The 16,897-nt window shown below is 44.8% G+C and carries 20 protein-coding genes; 6 read left to right on the top strand and 14 right to left on the bottom strand.

Going from position 1 to position 16,897, the window contains the following annotated elements; all coding sequences use genetic code 11:
* Positions 1 to 36: 36 nt before the first annotated feature.
* From modB to MKY35_RS18405, 6 genes are all read right to left on the bottom strand, one after another.
* Complete coding sequence (modB, locus tag MKY35_RS18380; protein WP_069010500.1) at positions 37 to 714, bottom strand: molybdate ABC transporter permease subunit; 678 nt, start codon at positions 712 to 714, stop codon at positions 37 to 39.
* Positions 711 to 1,565, bottom strand: coding sequence for a molybdate ABC transporter substrate-binding protein (gene modA, locus MKY35_RS18385; protein ID WP_342444462.1), 855 nt, complete (start codon positions 1,563 to 1,565; stop codon positions 711 to 713). The genes modB and modA overlap by 4 nt, the downstream gene beginning before the upstream one ends.
* 29 nt (positions 1,566 to 1,594) lie before the next feature.
* A complete protein-coding gene (gene ric, locus MKY35_RS18390; RefSeq protein WP_342444463.1) occupies positions 1,595 to 2,314 on the bottom strand; it encodes an iron-sulfur cluster repair di-iron protein in 720 nt (239 codons plus the stop codon).
* Positions 2,315 to 2,423: 109 nt separating this feature from the next.
* Positions 2,424 to 3,845: a protoporphyrinogen oxidase gene (hemG, locus tag MKY35_RS18395; RefSeq protein WP_208332668.1), complete on the bottom strand. Its 1,422-nt coding sequence runs from the start codon at positions 3,843 to 3,845 to the stop codon at positions 2,424 to 2,426.
* Entirely contained in the window at positions 3,829 to 4,944 is a 1,116-nt protein-coding gene (locus tag MKY35_RS18400; protein WP_069010498.1) for a TIGR04053 family radical SAM/SPASM domain-containing protein, read from the bottom strand. The genes hemG and MKY35_RS18400 overlap by 17 nt, the downstream gene beginning before the upstream one ends.
* Positions 4,945 to 4,958: 14 nt before the next feature.
* Positions 4,959 to 5,747 (bottom strand): YwiC-like family protein, encoded by a 789-nt coding sequence (locus MKY35_RS18405; protein ID WP_342444464.1) that lies wholly within the window; start codon positions 5,745 to 5,747, stop codon positions 4,959 to 4,961.
* A 169-nt stretch (positions 5,748 to 5,916) separates the two neighbouring features.
* Between MKY35_RS18405 and MKY35_RS18410 the strand changes: the two genes are divergently transcribed.
* Positions 5,917 to 6,339, top strand: coding sequence for a hemerythrin domain-containing protein (locus tag MKY35_RS18410; protein ID WP_029515522.1), 423 nt, complete (start codon positions 5,917 to 5,919; stop codon positions 6,337 to 6,339).
* Between the two features lie 29 nt (positions 6,340 to 6,368).
* Here MKY35_RS18410 and MKY35_RS18415 read toward each other — a convergent pair whose 3' ends face one another.
* The 5 genes from MKY35_RS18415 to MKY35_RS18435 all read right to left on the bottom strand — a co-directional run bounded on the left by MKY35_RS18415 (position 6,369) and on the right by MKY35_RS18435 (position 9,984).
* Positions 6,369 to 7,166 carry a hypothetical protein gene (locus MKY35_RS18415; RefSeq protein ID WP_342444465.1) on the bottom strand — a complete coding sequence of 266 codons (798 nt, stop codon included), beginning with the start codon at positions 7,164 to 7,166 and terminating at the stop codon, positions 6,369 to 6,371.
* Positions 7,167 to 7,244: 78 nt separating this feature from the next.
* A complete protein-coding gene (locus tag MKY35_RS18420) occupies positions 7,245 to 7,712 on the bottom strand; it encodes a hypothetical protein (RefSeq protein ID WP_340932829.1) in 468 nt (155 codons plus the stop codon).
* A 52-nt stretch (positions 7,713 to 7,764) separates the two neighbouring features.
* The gene (locus MKY35_RS18425; RefSeq protein WP_039274393.1) at positions 7,765 to 8,235 is read right to left on the bottom strand and encodes a DUF6097 family protein; all 471 of its coding nucleotides are present in this window, start codon (positions 8,233 to 8,235) and stop codon (positions 7,765 to 7,767) included.
* A 100-nt stretch (positions 8,236 to 8,335) separates the two neighbouring features.
* The gene (locus MKY35_RS18430) at positions 8,336 to 9,037 is read right to left on the bottom strand and encodes a DUF1963 domain-containing protein (RefSeq protein ID WP_342444466.1); all 702 of its coding nucleotides are present in this window, start codon (positions 9,035 to 9,037) and stop codon (positions 8,336 to 8,338) included.
* A 20-nt stretch (positions 9,038 to 9,057) separates the two neighbouring features.
* Positions 9,058 to 9,984 carry a cell division protein ZipA C-terminal FtsZ-binding domain-containing protein gene (locus tag MKY35_RS18435; protein ID WP_341039753.1) on the bottom strand — a complete coding sequence of 309 codons (927 nt, stop codon included), beginning with the start codon at positions 9,982 to 9,984 and terminating at the stop codon, positions 9,058 to 9,060.
* A gap of 159 nt (positions 9,985 to 10,143) precedes the next feature.
* Here MKY35_RS18435 and MKY35_RS18440 point away from each other — a divergent pair, with 159 nt between their 5' ends.
* The 4 genes from MKY35_RS18440 (at position 10,144) to MKY35_RS18455 (ending at position 13,595) form a co-directional block, all read left to right on the top strand.
* A complete protein-coding gene (locus tag MKY35_RS18440; protein ID WP_342446669.1) occupies positions 10,144 to 10,890 on the top strand; it encodes a hypothetical protein in 747 nt (248 codons plus the stop codon).
* Positions 10,891 to 11,159: 269 nt separating this feature from the next.
* Positions 11,160 to 12,245, top strand: coding sequence for a WXG100 family type VII secretion target (locus MKY35_RS18445; RefSeq protein WP_342444467.1), 1,086 nt, complete (start codon positions 11,160 to 11,162; stop codon positions 12,243 to 12,245).
* Between the two features lie 35 nt (positions 12,246 to 12,280).
* Positions 12,281 to 13,117, top strand: a complete 837-nt coding sequence (locus MKY35_RS18450; RefSeq protein WP_342444468.1) for a hypothetical protein — start codon at positions 12,281 to 12,283, stop codon at positions 13,115 to 13,117.
* Positions 13,110 to 13,595 (top strand): DUF5381 family protein, encoded by a 486-nt coding sequence (locus MKY35_RS18455; protein WP_029515531.1) that lies wholly within the window; start codon positions 13,110 to 13,112, stop codon positions 13,593 to 13,595. Before MKY35_RS18450 ends, MKY35_RS18455 begins: the two co-directional genes overlap by 8 nt.
* A gap of 18 nt (positions 13,596 to 13,613) precedes the next feature.
* Here MKY35_RS18455 and MKY35_RS18460 read toward each other — a convergent pair whose 3' ends face one another.
* The 3 genes from MKY35_RS18460 to MKY35_RS18470 all read right to left on the bottom strand — a co-directional run bounded on the left by MKY35_RS18460 (position 13,614) and on the right by MKY35_RS18470 (position 16,047).
* A complete protein-coding gene (locus MKY35_RS18460) occupies positions 13,614 to 13,979 on the bottom strand; it encodes a hypothetical protein (protein WP_342444469.1) in 366 nt (121 codons plus the stop codon).
* A complete protein-coding gene (locus MKY35_RS18465) occupies positions 13,963 to 15,138 on the bottom strand; it encodes an aminotransferase class I/II-fold pyridoxal phosphate-dependent enzyme (protein WP_342444470.1) in 1,176 nt (391 codons plus the stop codon). Before MKY35_RS18465 ends, MKY35_RS18460 begins: the two co-directional genes overlap by 17 nt.
* 69 nt (positions 15,139 to 15,207) lie before the next feature.
* Entirely contained in the window at positions 15,208 to 16,047 is an 840-nt protein-coding gene (locus MKY35_RS18470) for a MetQ/NlpA family ABC transporter substrate-binding protein (RefSeq protein ID WP_342444471.1), read from the bottom strand.
* Positions 16,048 to 16,337: 290 nt separating this feature from the next.
* On the opposite strand from MKY35_RS18470, the gene MKY35_RS18475 reads away from it, so the two are divergent.
* On the top strand, positions 16,338 to 16,895 hold the full coding sequence (locus MKY35_RS18475) for a YdhK family protein (protein ID WP_342425086.1): 558 nt from the start codon (positions 16,338 to 16,340) through the stop codon (positions 16,893 to 16,895).
* The last annotated feature ends 2 nt before the right edge of the window (positions 16,896 to 16,897 follow it).

A 16,897-nucleotide genomic window follows, 5' to 3' on the forward strand; every position in this document is an offset into this window, starting at 1 on the left:
GCCTCCCTCTGCTAAAGGGAAGCTTATATGAAGAGATTAATTGTTCTTTTGGCCCGTTAACAGGAGCATGATAAAAGAAATGAGTATGATAGAGCACGTCCAGGCCCAGGCCATAGGAAGATGCCCAGAATCCACCGCAATATAAATGGCCGTCGGAATCGTTTGTGTTTTACCCGGAATATTTCCGGCAATCATCAACGTAGCACCAAATTCGCCCAGGCCGCGGGCAAAACCGAGTATAAAGGCAGCTTTAAAAGAAGGGAAAATTAAAGGAAAGGTGATATACCGGAAAACCTGCCATTCACTTGCACCCATCGAACGTCCCGCGTTTTCCAAGTCCTGGTCAACAGAAGACAATCCCATTTTCAGTGTCCGATAAACAAGAGGAAAAGCCACTACCACCGCTGCTATAACCCCAGCCCACCACGAGAATATAATAGGTTCTCCAAACCATTGCTCCACAAAACGTCCGAACCCGCTTTTTCGTCCTAGTAATATTAGTAGTAAAAAACCAACAACCGTCGGTGGGAGTACCAAGGGCAGCATAAGCACAGTTTCAACAACCGTTTTCCCTTTAAATAAACCTAACCGTGACATGGACCATGCCACAAGCAAGCCTAATATGATTACTAGAACGCTGGATAACAGTGCAACCTGCAACGATAAGCGGATAGGAGGCCAATATTCATTCCAATCTATATCTTGCATGCTCACTTCGGTAGGGTAAATCCATACTTAGCCATAATATTCAGAGATTCTTGTGATTGTAGGTATGCATAAAAGTCTTCGGCTTCTTGAATGTGCTTTGAACCTTTGATAATCCCGATTGGATACTCAACAGGTGAATAGGTTTTGGAATCCACCGCAAAGGCGATTTTTGCCTTTTGTGAAGTTAATGCATCTGTTTTATATACAAATCCGACATCAGCATTCCCAGTTTCCACATATTGCAGCACTTGTCTAACGTCTTTTGCTTGAACCAGCTTGCTCTGTAACGTGTCCCAAAGCTTCGCTTTCGTCAGCGCTTCCTGTGCGTAGTTGCCTGCAGGAACACTTTCAGGAATTCCGATCGCAACTTTCTTCACTTCTCTTTTTGTTAAATCGGTTACACTCGCAATGTTCATCGTCCCATCTGCTGGGATAACCGCGACCAATTCATTCGTCAGCCATGTTTTTTGTTTATTACTCTCTATTAACTGCTGATCTACGAGAGACTTCAAGTTTTTCTTCGAAGCGGACAGAAACAAATCCGACGGCGCTCCTTGCTCAATTTGTTTTTCCAACGCACCAGAGCCACCGAAGTTAAAATTCAATTGGATGCCTGTATGGGTTAATTCGTATGAATGCTGAATTTCTTTGAGCGCATCCGTTAAACTTGCAGCTGCGGATATGGTAAGCTCAACAGTTTCAGCCTTTTTCGAAGAATCCTGGCTGGAGGCCTCGTTGTTCTGGGCCGTGCTGCTACCATTTGAAGCTGATTGTTGCCCCGCACCGCACCCTGAAAGTAATAAAATGATGGAAATAACCAAAACGAAAACAGTGCTACTTTTAATTAATTTATGCAATTGGTTCGGCTCCTCATGTTAGTTCATCATTAATTAATGGGTTTCGCTATTAGCTGTGCCTGTTTCGTACGTTCGATCAATGTACAATTTTCAAGAAGAATATGATTGAAAATATCTGCTTCCAGGTCTTCTAACCGTTTCAATACGAGTCGGTGCGTACCACAAGCTTCCTGCATCGGCTCAAAGCCGTTTGTGATCAAGCGCATTTCCTTCAGGAATTCCACCACCGTTTGATGTTCGTTTTGCAACTTGGACAAAATTGGATTTAACTCATCTGCTCGTTCCATTGTTGATTCTTGTAAAAATGCTTCAATCATCGGAAACACAAGGTCCTCCTCATATTGAATATGTTCCGATATTTCCTGTTTAAGCAAGGTGAACAGTTCATTAACTCGCTTTAGATGCGGATAACGTTCGCCATGAACCCGCGTTAGTTTGGTTACATACGGCGTTAACGATGATAGTTCTTCCCGAAGTTTCGTATGATACTCATTTTGAATATAGGCGATTAGTTCTTTTGGTTCGAGTGAAGGAGGTTGCATTTGCTTATGCTGTGCCTGCTTTTCTTCCACTTCATGTATCTGCGTCAGCAGTTCACCAGCGTGGAGACCTTGATTGGCTGCTGCTTCACGGAGTGATATTTTCCCTCCACAGCAGAAATCAATCCTCAGTTTGCGGAACAGATCTCCCGTTTTGGGTACTGCTTTCACAATGTCCGCCACCCATGTTTCTTCCGTTAACTGGCTCATCTTCCATTCCTCCATCTTACTTCGATTTTATACTTAACTTTCATTCTACGTCTCCCTTAAAGCTGAACCAATCAGGGGGTTCCCTCTTTCATTCGTGGAAAGAGCCTGATTATAAAAAATCAGAAAGCAACTGTTCAGCCGCTTCTTTCCCTTGAGCGATGCAATCTGGAATTCCAACGCCCCCATAGCCGGCACCACATAGAAAAACACCCGGTAAATCCTGTGCGAAGTCCTGTCTGATCTTCGCCATATGCTCTTTGTGTCCAATCGGATATTGCGGCATTGATCGATCACACCTACTGACTTCGGTGAATTCCGGTTCCGCTTCCAGGCCCATTAAATCTTTCAAATCTTTACGCGCGGCATCCACAAGTTGATCGTCTGTCATCTGAATCCACTCCTGTGCACCTGCATGTCCAATGTAGGTCCGTAAAAGCGTATATCCTTCAGGAGCAGTATGGCTCCACTTCGTCGAAGACCAAGTACATGCCGTAATCTTTTTGCCTTCTTTGCGGGGTACTAAAAATCCCGTTCCCTCAAAATTAAGATTAAGATCTGTGTTTTTATAAGCAAGAGCAATATTGGCTACGGAAACATAGTGAATCTTGTGTAACCAGCTAGCGCTTGCAACGCCGGAAAATAATGTAGCCGCTTCAAAAGCTGGAACAGCGCAAATCACCGCATCCGCATCTATTTTTTGCCCATGTTCTAAAATGACCTGATAACCGCTTTCTTTCCTTACTTCAACTACACCTTGCCCCATAACAAAACGTACGGTATCCAGCCTTTCCTTTAGCCGCTCCACGATCGAAGATAATCCTAGCCGATAAGAAAGAAACATACTTTTCTTAGCGATATCCGGCAGGTTGTCTTGTACTGCTGGCTTTCTCCCCGCCCCTTTAGACATACCCTTAATCAGACTTCCATGCTTTTGTTCCATTAGTTTAAATTGAGGGAAGGTTGACATGAGGCTCAGGGAATGTGTATCCCCAGCGTAAATTCCAGACAGCAGAGGTTCCGTAATCTGGTCCAGAACTTCTTTGCCGAGACGCCGTTTGATAAAATCACCTAGAGATTCGTCTGCATCACCTTTCTTTGCCGGAATGATTAAATCCAGGGCTGCCCGTGCTTTTCCCAGCGGAGAAATAAGTCCTGTCCGAATGAAGGGAGTGAGCTTTGTTGGAATGCCCAGAATGAAGCCCATCGGCATCGTATGAAGTTTACCCTTATGCAAAATGCTAGCAGATTTGGCTTTCGGGTTTGTCGATACCAGCTCTGCTTCCAGCCCCAACTCCATAGTCAAATCCAATATTGCCGTCTTTCTGGCCAAGAAAGCATCCGGTCCTTTTTCGATCATAAAATCGTTTTGGCGAACGGTTTGCAGCTTTCCTCCTAGACGTTCACTTTTCTCCACCAGTGTAATCTCCACTTCAAGTTGCCGATCCTCAGCCAGCTTTTTCACATAAAAGGCAGCACTTAAACCGCTTATTCCTCCACCGAGAATAACGACTTTTTTAGAACTTTTCTTCATGAAAACACTTTTCCTCTCCAACCCCGGGTATATAAGCGCAATAAGGGTCACTCTCCAAATAGTCTCCTGTTATTGCAAAAGCCCTTGCTCTGGAGCCCCCACAGACAGCCTTGAATTCACAGACTCCACATTTACCTTTAAGTAGGGACTTATCTCTAAGATTCATCATGATCGGAGAGTTGCGATAAATGTCTGCCAAGCTATCCTTTCGTACATTCCCGCACATAAGAGGCAGGAAACCACTAGGGTATACTTCGCCGATATGACTAATAAAAACAAATCCATCTCCGTCATTTACGCCTTTAGGAGCACGTCCTAAAACATCTGCCCTCTTTTGTCCGTCTGCTACACTGTTCTCACCTGCACTGTGCTTTTGCTGCAGCACGACCCTCCGGTAGTGAGGAGCTTCTGTAGCCTTCACTCCGTACGGCATCTGTTGCTGTATTTGATACAACCATTTCATTACGGCTTCATGCTCATCAGGAGTAATCATATCTTTCTCCATGCCACGTCCAGTTGGAACAAGGAAAAATAAACTCCATAACACGGCCTGCATTTCCTTTACTCTTTCTGCAATTTGCTCCAGATCATGAAGATTGTACCGGGATACCGTAGTGTTCACTTGAATAGGGATGTTCAGTTCCTTTAAATAACCAATTCCTCGCATGGTCGTATCGTAAGAACCCGCTGTACCCCGAAAATGATCGTGAATCTCGGCACATGAACCGTCCAGACTAAATGCCCACCGCGATAATCCAACTTGCTTTGCTTTTTCTACCGCTGTTCGTGTCACTTTAGGAGTGGCACTGGGGGTCATTGAAACCGACAGATTTTTCTCTTCAATTGCATATTGAGCCAGTTCAAACAGATCAGGACGCATTAAAGGATCTCCGCCTGTGAATACAAGCAACGGATGATTCATTTCAGCGATTTGATCTATTAGCTTCTTACCTTCTTCTAGTGTCAGTTGGCGAGGATCAGGTTTGTACTGAGCTTCCGCTCTACAGTGAAGGCACTTTAAAGCACAAGCTCGTGTAACCTCCCAGATGACTATAAACGGGTCAGTATGATAATCACGCGGCGTTTTTAAAGATATCATTGATGTCTCTCCTTTTAGAAATATAAAAACAACACAAAAACATAGAGCATCATTGAAAATCCAATTTCCGCCATGCCAACTTGTTTTGCCTTTAATCCGAGTTTAGGAAGCCATATGGCTCTTATCAAAAAAATTAAAAAAGGAACAAACAGAAATAACTTTAACCAAATGGCAAACAACAAAATCACCACATGATAGATAACGGAAGCATAATGGTAACGTATATTTTTTCTTTCACGAATGATCGTTTTGACATACAAAGCAGTTCCGGTAAAGTAAAGCACCAAAAGCAAGAATAGCTCTGTTGCTACCCTCCAATCCTCTCCTCCCCCCATATAAATAACGGGATATATAAAAGAACAAAAGAGTAGAATTGCAACAATGTCATTGAGTAAAACACGTTCATTTTTCGTTCTCGCAAAATAAATATTAGCCATAAAAAAGAGCAATAAAAGAACTCCATACCAGATCAAGGCAGGCTCAAACCATATCAGTGAAATTAACAAAGGAAGTAATATCACTCCGTATACAACGGCGGGTTTGCGGTATCTTTCACTGCTGCCTGTTTTGATCCATTGGAGGACAGGAAAACTGAATAAGTAGATAAAAAACCAGCACACAAATAGGGGTATATGAATGAGATCCCCTCGAGAAGCAGCTAAACCGAATAAAAATGGAAGAATGAGCATAGCCCAGGCTCCATGTTGATTGGGTATGTATCTGCTCATCCCCCTCAAACCCTTGATCCTTTTTTCACAATCTTTTTTATGTCTGTTATTTCGGTTAATCGATTCATCATCCATTCCCCCAAGATTGAGTTTTATCTTCTAACTTCATTCTAAGTATTATATGAAATTGAACCAATTAGGGAGTTCCCTTTTCCTTAGAGGGGAAAATCCTAACCGGAAAAATAACGCTATTTTCTTATGCTATACTGTACTAAAAAAGGGAACAAAGAAAGGATGAACTGTTATGGGAGGACCTTCTTTACGTCAACTGCATGCTCATCATGCCATTCATCAAGGCGGGCTATCTGGCGCTTTAGATAAGACGAGAGAAGTAGAGGAATTACTCGAAGCAAAAGAATTCCAGGTGGCGCGCCAGGCTGCCGACCACTTGATCGAATATTGGGAAACCCGCATTCTCAGCCATGCTGATGCAGAAGAGGAAGGATTCTATCAGGAAATGGTCGAGAAAAAACCAGAACTGCAGGAGGCTGTCGTCAAACTTACACGAGATCATGATCTGCTCCGAATCATTGTAAAAGAGCTCAAAGCCGGGATCCGTGAAGAAGGGCTTACGCCTGAAGTTCTTCAACAGTTCCACGCGCTTCTGGTTGTCAATGCCATTCATAGTCGGGAAGAAGAACGTTTATTGTTTGAGCAACCGTCATAATCAAGATGTGGCATGACGATTCACATTCTCTATAAAAACGTACCAAAGAAATAGTCCAACGCCTCTTGTGAGTATCCGTCATCTCCTTGCCAGGCTGCTACGGAATAAAAATCATGATTGCCGTGCTGTCGTTTACGAGGCGTGTCCTGTGGGACCAGCAGTCCGGCATATCCCCACACCTCCATGACAACATCACGCTCGTTTTTGCTGGATGGAAACACATCCTTCCAGCGCTTTTCCAATTGACGTGCACTGCTTTGAGCATCACAGTTCTGAACAGCTTCGAGCATGTTATGGAGTATAGCTAGATCCTCATCGGAAACCTGAACATCCTCTTCTTGACTGAACAATTCAAGGTCCATCCAGCAATACAGAAGGTGGTTCAGACGAATACCGCCCCATTTGATTCGTTCAAAATTTAGTACATTCAAATCTTTATTGACGTATTCCTTATCGGACATCAATTTATTAAAATTACAATCCCCACAGCTACTGTAATTGGGCAGGACGACATGCCGCTCCCCATAGGTGTGCAAAGGAAGCCCTGCGGTTAATGCCCAACTCGATAAGGCGCTTCGTAAATGAACCTTTTTCGTGGAAAGACTATGCAAAAATGCTGCTGCCACTCGTTCTTTTGTAGCCTTTTGCTGGTGCAGCTCATGCAGCCTGTTTATAATCTCGTTATGTGTAATGGTGATCGGATCGAACATCAAGCCCTTACTTTTGGCATATTCAAAATCCTCACCCGAAAAAGATCCCCGCTCCTGCTTCCAGCCGCTAGAGGACCAGAATGTGTTCATCAGTATTTTTTTCGCCTTTTTATCCACAACATATCTCCCTTACTCATCCAACACCCTCACCTCCAGCACAAAGCGCAGGGTTGTCGTGTATTTTATGTAAGATCACTATTCATCTTTATACTTAAAAGCAATGGCCGTATTTCCCGACCGGGGGTCAAAATAAGAAGAGATTTTCCCCCAGTTCAGTTCATATTCCATATAGGGGTAAGGCTTTGTTTGACGATAGCTTGGCTTTACGGACAAATGTTGCTGTAACAAACGATCATGCTCCCTTTGCCGCTTTCTCTCCCCTTCCTCAGACCAATTATCCCACGAAGTTGGAAATTCATTGCCCTGGAGCGAAATCTCCACGACAACTAGGCTGGTATCCTTAAAGCATACAGACACAAAAAAATGCCGACGCAGCAAAGAAAGCTGATCGAAATGATACCAGATATACTCATTTCCTAGCTTTCTTACAGAATGAAAATATTTCGAATACCAGTCGGCCTCTAACAACTGATCTTCCGTTAACGATGAGTAAATCGCACGCTCACCATCGACCTGAATGATTCCCGATTCCCAGTCATTCATTGCTGCCACTCCTTCAGCTATTATGCCAATCTCCTACAGTTGCTCTCTGCCCTTATTTGTCCACATGATTGAAAATGGCCTGCCAAGCCCGATCTAGCACGCGCGTATGTAATTGTTTGGCATAAACAGTTCTAACGATGGCGAGAACGATCACACCCACGAATACAACACTGAGCAAAGTAATAGAGGGAACCCAATAGTCAAACATGGCATTCGCCAGCACTTGCAGCAAATGTCGTTCGGGTTGTAAATATTCCATTGCCGCAACGATGCCTGCTGCCAGCAATATGATCACAGATATGATCATAAGTATTACATTGATTACTTTGTATTTAGCAAGCCCTCGCTGAAAAACGCGAGTTCCCGTATATTGCTCCAGCACGATGATCTGCTTGTGAAAATCATGTTCTACCTGCTCTACAGGCAGATCGTGCTCCTGAATAAATGCATGAGCTTTCTTCAGTTCGGATTGAATAAATAAACTACTCTGGATAGCAGATCCCAGCTGACCTAAAACATTCATATCTTTTCACTCCACTTCAATAGTATCTAACTTACGAGTATATAGGGTCATACCGAACATGGCAATGTATGGAAGACAGACTGCTCTCTAAATGAGCCTATTAGTAAAAATCAAAGTAGCCCCGCCAGACTCCGTCATTCTGATGCTTGGCAAAATAAAAGCTGCCTCCATCCACAATATTCAATTGGGCTTTGGCATCCGAAGCAATCTGAAATACAAATTCATAGCCCTCGCCAAAGTCAATGCCCGATTGAATAAAGCTGGGATAGCCACCGATTTTGTGAACCGCATATATTTCCTCTACGATGTCCTCAAAATAGTCGGGTTCCTCCTTGTCCATTTGGTTAATGGCATCGCCGTATTCCTCAGGGATGTCATCACGGTCCCAGACCGGATAATCATTCTCTTTGAGTTCAGGGAACAGCGGAAATGCTTTGATTTGCATAAATGACGGACCAAAATCTTTTTCGACCAAATCCTCTACCGACGTATACTCACGAATACACATATACCCTTCCATGTCCTCATGATCCAGTACATCGGGAGACAGGAAGACTGTCAACAGCTTGATGCTACGCATAGCTTCAGGGACAAAGGGCAAGGCCGGCAAATACAATTGCATGATCGGAGCCATAGCATTCCCCTGTACATCAATGGGTCGTTCCTCCGTTGGCAAAGCCACTGTAACTCTACCAATCCAGCTTTGTTCAAGGGAATCCGACGGTCTACGACCCCCTGTATGAAAAATAGTAGCTTTACGTTTTAGAATCGATCTTAGCTTTTCAATAGCGTTGCTGGACAACGAAATCACTCCTTTCTAATCTAGAATAGAAACAGAACAACATCCTCGCCTGCTTTAAATCCAAACTCTCTTAGTCGATCTTCCATCTCTTGAATCTGATGTAGATAATCTTCCGGCACAGCTGGCAGACCCTGTTCATTCACTAATGTCCCGCCGAGTCTGGTGCGTGCATATTCGGCACTTTTCCACATCGCCTCAAACACCGTTTGCGGCTGCGCGGTTCGCACCCCATCCATACTAAAAATTAAATCTGCAAAGCGCTCCTCTGCGAGTGTACTCAACCAAAAAAAGCCAGGCTCGGTTCCCGTATGTACGCTAAATAGTTCATCATAACCTCCCGTCCCGTGATGGTGTGCATGGAAAATGTCCATATCTCCCCACTCCATTCCGAGACTCAGCATGACATCCCAGATATCCGCTCCACGGTAAGATTGGCCTTGATCCGCTACTAGCCTAAGCATGACAGCGTGTTCCCTTTCACCTTCCTGATCTGTAAATGCTTTAAGTTTTTCCGCTTTTGCACGTGCATGGGCAGCATCCTCTCGAGGAAGCACATGAACAGTTCCCTTCTCCTGAAAACGCGCTGGCAGTGTGTTCATAAAGTCTGCAACCTTGGCTTCATCCAAACAAACTTGCATCTCTACATTATCGAATATATCTATACAAACACAAATTTTATCAAAATGGCATTCGCCTGCTGGTCTGCGCCCCACACTAGTCCACACCTGTAAATCATGAACATGCCCATACACGATATATCCTTTGAGCAATTGCAAAATATCCTCATCTGACAACGTAAAACCACTAAATTCCACATCAATCAGCCAATAGATATTAGCATCAGGCTCCACTTGATGGATTCCTTTTATGGTCTTGACAGGCTCATGTTCCAACTCCACGGCAAGGATGCTCGATACATCCTCACTCCCATGTTCGGGTAAATTCATGAATCTCTCTCCTAACTAGCTGTTTTCACTTTACAGTTTCCTATAATTCTCAATATATATTAAACTATAAATCACCAAGCACAAAATAGTATAAAAACGGTGCTGGGTTGTTGAACTTAACTTTTAGAAATTCAAAGCTTCGAAAGGGGAGAACTCATGATGCAAAAACTTTGGCAAAAAGGCAAGGCTCTATCACTGCCTATTATGGTGTCCGCATCGCTGATATCTGGAGCGCTGTCTGTAAGTCCACCTGCGGCGAATGCGGCTGCAACCAAGGAATTGCTTCAGCTATCCGGTCAGACTACTTACTATGGAGAGGTCGAGAATGGGCAGCCTAACGGACGTGGTACGATCAAATGGAGCGAATATAAGCAGTATTCGGGTGATTTTGTGAATGGCAAGCGATCAGGTACCGGAAAATATACAAATCAATACACGGATGCAGATGGACAGAATCATAAAGTCGTATACAACGGAACATGGAGCAATGACACGATGAGCGGCAAGGGTACGCAGACTGAAAAAGTGACGCAAACGGATCAAACCGTACGTTCGAACGAGATCCAGGTAGGTACTTTTCAGAACAATGGATTACAGAACGGCTACCAAGTGATCCACGCTGTGGCCGATCCAGACTACAGCTTCACTTATAAAAATAGCAATGAAATAATAAATATCTTGCACAGTAATCAAGATCTGGTCCAAAGGTGGCAAAAAGGAGACCTCTTCTCCGTAATTTATAAAAATGGCTCTGTCCAAAAGGAATACTCCATGTTCCCTGAAGAGACTGCTACCAAAGAACGCCAAAGACAAGCGTCCATTAAGTATCTCAAAGGAATGACTGCCAAGGTCACTCCTCACTTGCAGCAGTTTGAAAAGCTGTCCAAGCAGATTCCGCTAAAATAATTAAACCGACGCGAAATATGTATTAGTCTCTACGCAAGAAGGCCTCTCTTTCTAATGGAAAGCTCCATTTGAAAAGAGTGGCTTTTTTCGTTTCGTTATGAATGACTATAAGAACTTCGGATCATACACCTCCTACTATTCTCCCTTATGCACCCTCATGAACTCATACAAATGACTTATTTTTCACTAAAACCCCCTCCTTTTTTTGCTAACCCCCACTGGATTCACTAAAATATAAGTAATTATTTTAATCATCCGAGGTGGACATCATGGCTAAAATTATGGTTCCTCCTGAGAAACTAGAAGCGGTTTCCAGGCAGTTCGCACAGGCACGTGAGCTGGGGGCACAAATTTGCGGACAACTGTCACAGCATATTCAGATGTTGGAAAATAGCTGGGCAGGAACAACACAGCAGCGCTTTTATCAGGATTTTCATAAAGCGCGTGGACAAATGGATGCTTTCACTCAAACTGTCAGTTCTGTCAGCACAGAGCTGCGTTCCATTGCAGTAAAATTCAAGGAAACAGACACCCAAGCAGACACGGGGATTACTAAAGGAGATCACAACGGACAGATCAGCAACAGCGAAGGGGCAACTTCCGGGAAAAAAGGACCCGATCCAGCAGATATAGCCATTAACAGCCTGTCAGAGGCCAACAAATGGCGCGGGCAACTAGGATTTGCCGGAACAGCGATCTATAGCGGTCTGGCTTCCACACTTGTGCTCACCAAAACAGTAGAATTCAAGAGAAGTCTGAAGAATCCCACTCGAGCGGTTATACATAATGCGGCATGGGTGAAAGGCAAGGGTAACAATGCTTTTATGCGTAATTTAGGCAAAAGCCTAAACCGCCAATTCGCCAAACCGGGTATTGTGATGAAGGGTTTAAAGGGCTTCGATCGTTTAGCTGGAAAGCTTCAAATGGGTAAGCTCGGCCTCGGATTCAACAAAGCCAACAGCTTTCCTCAGTGGACACGGAACGTCATCGCCGGGGTGGAAAAAGGACGTTACGGCATAGCCACCCGCCAAATTCCCGGTATGATTGCCAAAAAGCTCTACCCTATTAATGCCACCATGAATATTGTGGGCGAGGGTATCAGTCTGGCTGGAAAATGGAAAAGCGGGAAGCTTACCGGAACGGATGTAGCTGTATCTGCTTCTAACGTAGCGATTAAAACCGCCGCAACTTATGGCGGCGCTGTCGTTTTGGGGTCCATAGGCGGTGCTATCGGTGGTCCGGTCGGCGCAGCCGTCGGGGCATACGTCGGCGGTACAGTGGGAAGCTGGGCAGGCGGAAAAGTCGCCAAATTTGCGGAAAAAGGGATACGCTGGGCCAGCAAATTATTTAAATAATATACACACCTAACAGATGGAGAAGGAGCCTGACTATGGACAAACAAACGGTAATTTTAACGCTTGAGGAACTAGGCTTTGCCTTGACCGCATTGGGCGCAGAAGATATGGCTTCTGGTCTGCTCCAATCTTATTACGGGGAACTAACCGAAGATCGCTGGGAACTACTTTTTCATGCCGCAACGCATAGCCTGATATCCAAGGGTTTGATGGAACAACGGGATGACGAGCAACAACAGCTCGAATTTGATGCGTTCATTGTTGAAATTTTAGCTCATCTGGTACAAAGTCGTCAGATGCTACGTGGCTTTAAGGAGCAACAAGATAAGCAAAATACGTTAACGATACACCATGGAAATGAACGTTTTCTGTATCATTTCTCCAGTAACAATGAACTCCATTTCTTTCGCTGGTCTTCCCCAGAAGACTGGCATCACGACATTGATCAACTGTTCGGCCTGTCTGCTCCGAACTTCAATGCGCACAGCCGATACGTCGATCTGACCGAAGAACAGTGGAATGAGTTAACCTCCTCCAACTTCACCATGCAGCAAATGACAACGTGGAAGCTTCATCAGTCGGCTCAACAAATGATACAAGACTGGCGGGAGGATTTTGATCGTAATCAGTGTAGCCTTGATAATTTGAGCCAAATGGTATACACGGATACGGATGAAAATGGTCCTTCTGTTACAAATCTGCTATTTGTTCTTAAAGGAATGAATGATATGTGGATTGTAAGAAATACAGAACTGGATATGCAGGCCACTCCATGTCTGCGAATTGAAAGTGTGACCGAAGCTGACTGGAGAGAACGAATAACTTATTTCATTCAGGCGTTTGTTCCCGACGAGGCGGTATTCCGTGGATAAAATTGTATATCGAAGATCTTTGGCATTTTGGAAAGCCATGGGCAGCTTGATGTTTGTGCTTATTTGTCTGTTTTTGCTGCTGCTCATTTTTATCGACGAAGATATCTCAGCTCTACAAATCTTCTTCTTTATTACGTCCGCCATTGTCGGACTTCCTTTTTTCGGTAGCTATCTCGTGGTTTGTTTGAGCAGAACGCTTCGTAAGGATACCTACCTGTTCATCTTTGACGAGCACAGCATTTCAGATGGTATTCGAACTGTCCCGTGGGCTGCAATCACTAAAGTCGAATTCGAAGGGGCCTCCATCCGCAAATGGCTGCGCCCTCGCTTTCCCGCCTTTATTTTTCATCTGAATGACCACAGCACCTGGGAAGTCAGTACAGACTATGTGTTGAACGATATGGAGCTGAACCAAGCCGGGAAACAACTTCGAACTCTCATTAACCAGCATGGCAAGTCGAAGAAAAAACGTTCCTGAATAGTGCCATTGAATATATCAAAGCTTGTCTCTATCATATGCGGCTACAAGAGCCACAACCAATGCGGCCGAATTGGCCGCAACCAAAAATGGAACACCAAACTGGCTACGGATAAAATGGGCGCGCTCAGCCTGGGAGATAAAGGAGTCTGCCGTCGTAATCAAACCCTTGACGATCTTCCCCTCAATCCTGGTCTCCGCCAGCGCTTCTGTCGCAAAAACAAGCAGCGCTGGATCGAGCCCACCCGCAGACCCGGTATTAATGACAAGCTCTGGGCTAAAACGCTCAATCAGCAGGGCCGTAGTCGAGGCTACGTTCGCTTTGCCAATTCCTGATTGCAGCAAAATAACTTCCTTGTATTCCGGCTTATACTTGAAAAACACCCGTCGCTGCGATGCGCTGCACCGCCTCCAGCAGCCTTTCCTCACTGTTTACCAGACTGACCCGCACATAAGAAGCTCCTGCACGACCAAAGCCTTCTCCAGGAGCGACCGCAACATGCGCCTCGTCCAATAAAAAGTCTGCAAAGGAAGCCGATGTATGCCCCTCCGGCACCTTGAACCAGGCAAAAAAAGACCCTTGGGGAGCAGCTACATCCCAGCCAATACCTCGTAACGCTGCAATGAGAACATTACGGCGCCGCTCATATAACTTCGCGAGCTCCTGTACTGGCTCCTGGGTGCCCAGCAATGCGACAGCTCCCGCATCCTGTACCGCGCCAAAAACAGTGCTGTAGGCATGCGTATGATAATGCTTGAGCGCACCAATAACGGACGCATTTCCAACCGCAAATCCGAAGCGCCATCCAGCCATGTTATACGTTTTGGAAGCTGTATACGTCTCGACGCCATACTCCTTGCCGCCGGGGATTTGCAATAAACTAATCGGCTTATGCCCGTCAAATCCAAGAGCACCGTAAGCAAAATCATTCATAACTGGAAACTGATACCGAGCGGCATAATCCAGCGTCTTCGTCAGAAAGTCTGCAGTAGCTACGGCTCCAGTCGGATTGTTCGGATAATTAATCATGAGCAATTTGACCTGCTCTGCGATTTCCTCCGGCACGGTTGTATAATCAGGCAAGAAACCAAGCTTCTCATCAAGCGGAATCGTATGAATATGGGCTCTTGCCAGCGCAGCAGCGGAATAATATTGGGGATATGCCGGATCGGTGGTCAATAACCAATCACCGGGATTCAGCAGCGCCTGTGGAATCCCCATTACGCCTATGGCTGAGCCGTTGAATATGGCAATCTCCCGGTCAGGATCCAGCTCCACCTGATACTCCCGTTTATAGAACGCGGCGACAGCCTCCAGCGTGCTTTTTTTTCCATGAAAAGGCGGATAGCCCTGATTGATCGGTTGATCAACCGCTTCCTTCAAAGCGCTGATAATATGCGCCGGTGTTGGCTGATCCGGGTTGCCGGCTGCCAGATTAATTACATCTATTCCTTTACTTTTATACAGATTCACTTTGTCATCTATTGCGCTAAAATAGTTGTCAGGCAGAGCCTTGACGAGATCAGAGGATGAAAAAATCACGTTCATATCCACCTTCTATCCATAAGATACAGGCTGACAACGTCAGCCCGCAGAAGATAATGCCCCATATTATTTGAAATAGCTTGGCAACTTGTAGCCTTCATAATCAGGGTTCGAATGGATGTACTTTTGGAATTCATCTGAATGATATCCTTCAATAATGTCTTTGACGAAGGGCTTATCCTTGTTCTTGCTGTCCACAGCGACCACGTTCGTGAACGGATCTGTCATATTTTCAAGCTTTAATGCCGAGGTCAGCTTTATTCCATTCGATACAGCAAAGTTCCCTTGTATAGCCGCAAAATCAACATCCTTCAGTACACGTGGCCCCTGTGCCGGATCGGTAGCAACAAATTGCAGATGATGCGGATTAGAGGTGATGTCGTTCACCGAGGTTTGCAATGGATCGATATTGTCCTTTAACGTAATCCAGCCTACTTCCTTCAAAATATTCAGCGCACGCAGCATATTGACTGGCTCGTTGGGCAGGTTGATTTGGGCTCCCTCACTGATTTCGTCAAGGCTGGTATGCTTGCTGGAGTACAATCCCATCGGAGGAGTCGGAACCTGTACAGCACCAATCAGATCAATATTCTCCCGCTTATTCATAGAATCCAGGTAAAGCGAATGCTGAAACACATTAGCATCAATATCCCCCTTAGCCACGGCTACATTGGGCTGAACACCGTCTGTAAACTCTTTATATGTAATCTTATAGCCTTTCTTCTCCAAATATGGAGCCACACCATTCTTAAACTGATCGCTATATGGACCAGGATTAAAGCTGATATGCAGTGTTTTCTTTTCTTCACCCGCAGCGTTGCCCGACGTATTGTTGCTGCCGCAGCCTGAAATAAAAAGCACGACTGCTCCCAGCAGCAATATAAATGAAATCCATGGTTTCTTCATTTGATGTCTCCCCCTGCTCCTTGATATCATCTACTTTTGGTGAGTTAGAATGTTTACAGTCGCTCAAAATACCAAGTAACTTGATGCGTTTTATAGATATTACAATGATTTTTTATTCACTGTCAACAACATTTAATTACGTATCTTCTGCATAACAAATAAGGGATCACAACAGGCGATCCCCTTGTAGGCAAAAACACTTCACAAGTTTGTAATATTATTCCGTTTCAATCATACCCCCTAGGGGTATAATTGAATATGAAAATAAAACCCTAAAGGAGCTATTAAATATGAGAATGCAATGGGCTTTGCTCGCTGGTACAGTCATGATGATTTTGAGTGGGTGCGGGAACAGTAACGCGCCGAACCAGGAGCATACGGCAAACAGCAGTCAACAGCACGACACATCGGAGATGAACCATTCCACTTCCAGTGAGCTTCCTGTCGGATTAAAAGAAGCTGAAAATCCAGCCTTCAAAGTTGGTAGTCAAGCGACTATACGAGCTGACCATATGGCCGGCATGAATGGGGCTACGGCCACGATTGCGGGTGCTTATACGACTACTGCTTATACAGTCTCCTATACACCAACCACTGGAGGAGAAAAAGTGAATAATCATAAGTGGGTTATTCATGAAGAGATTAAGGATGCAAGTAGTGAGCCCTATGCACCGGGCACAGAGGTTATCCTTGCAGCAGATCATATGAAGGGGATGGATGGGGCTAAGGCTACCATTGATTCCGCCGAGCCAACGACCGTATATATGGTAGACTACACGCCGACTACAGGAGGAGAGCCTGTCAAAAATCATAAATGGGTGACGGAGAGTGAGCTTTCAGCCCATTAGAA

It is taken from the genome of Paenibacillus sp. FSL L8-0638 (assembly GCF_038593075.1).
Lineage (GTDB): Bacteria > Bacillota > Bacilli > Paenibacillales > Paenibacillaceae > Paenibacillus > Paenibacillus polymyxa_D.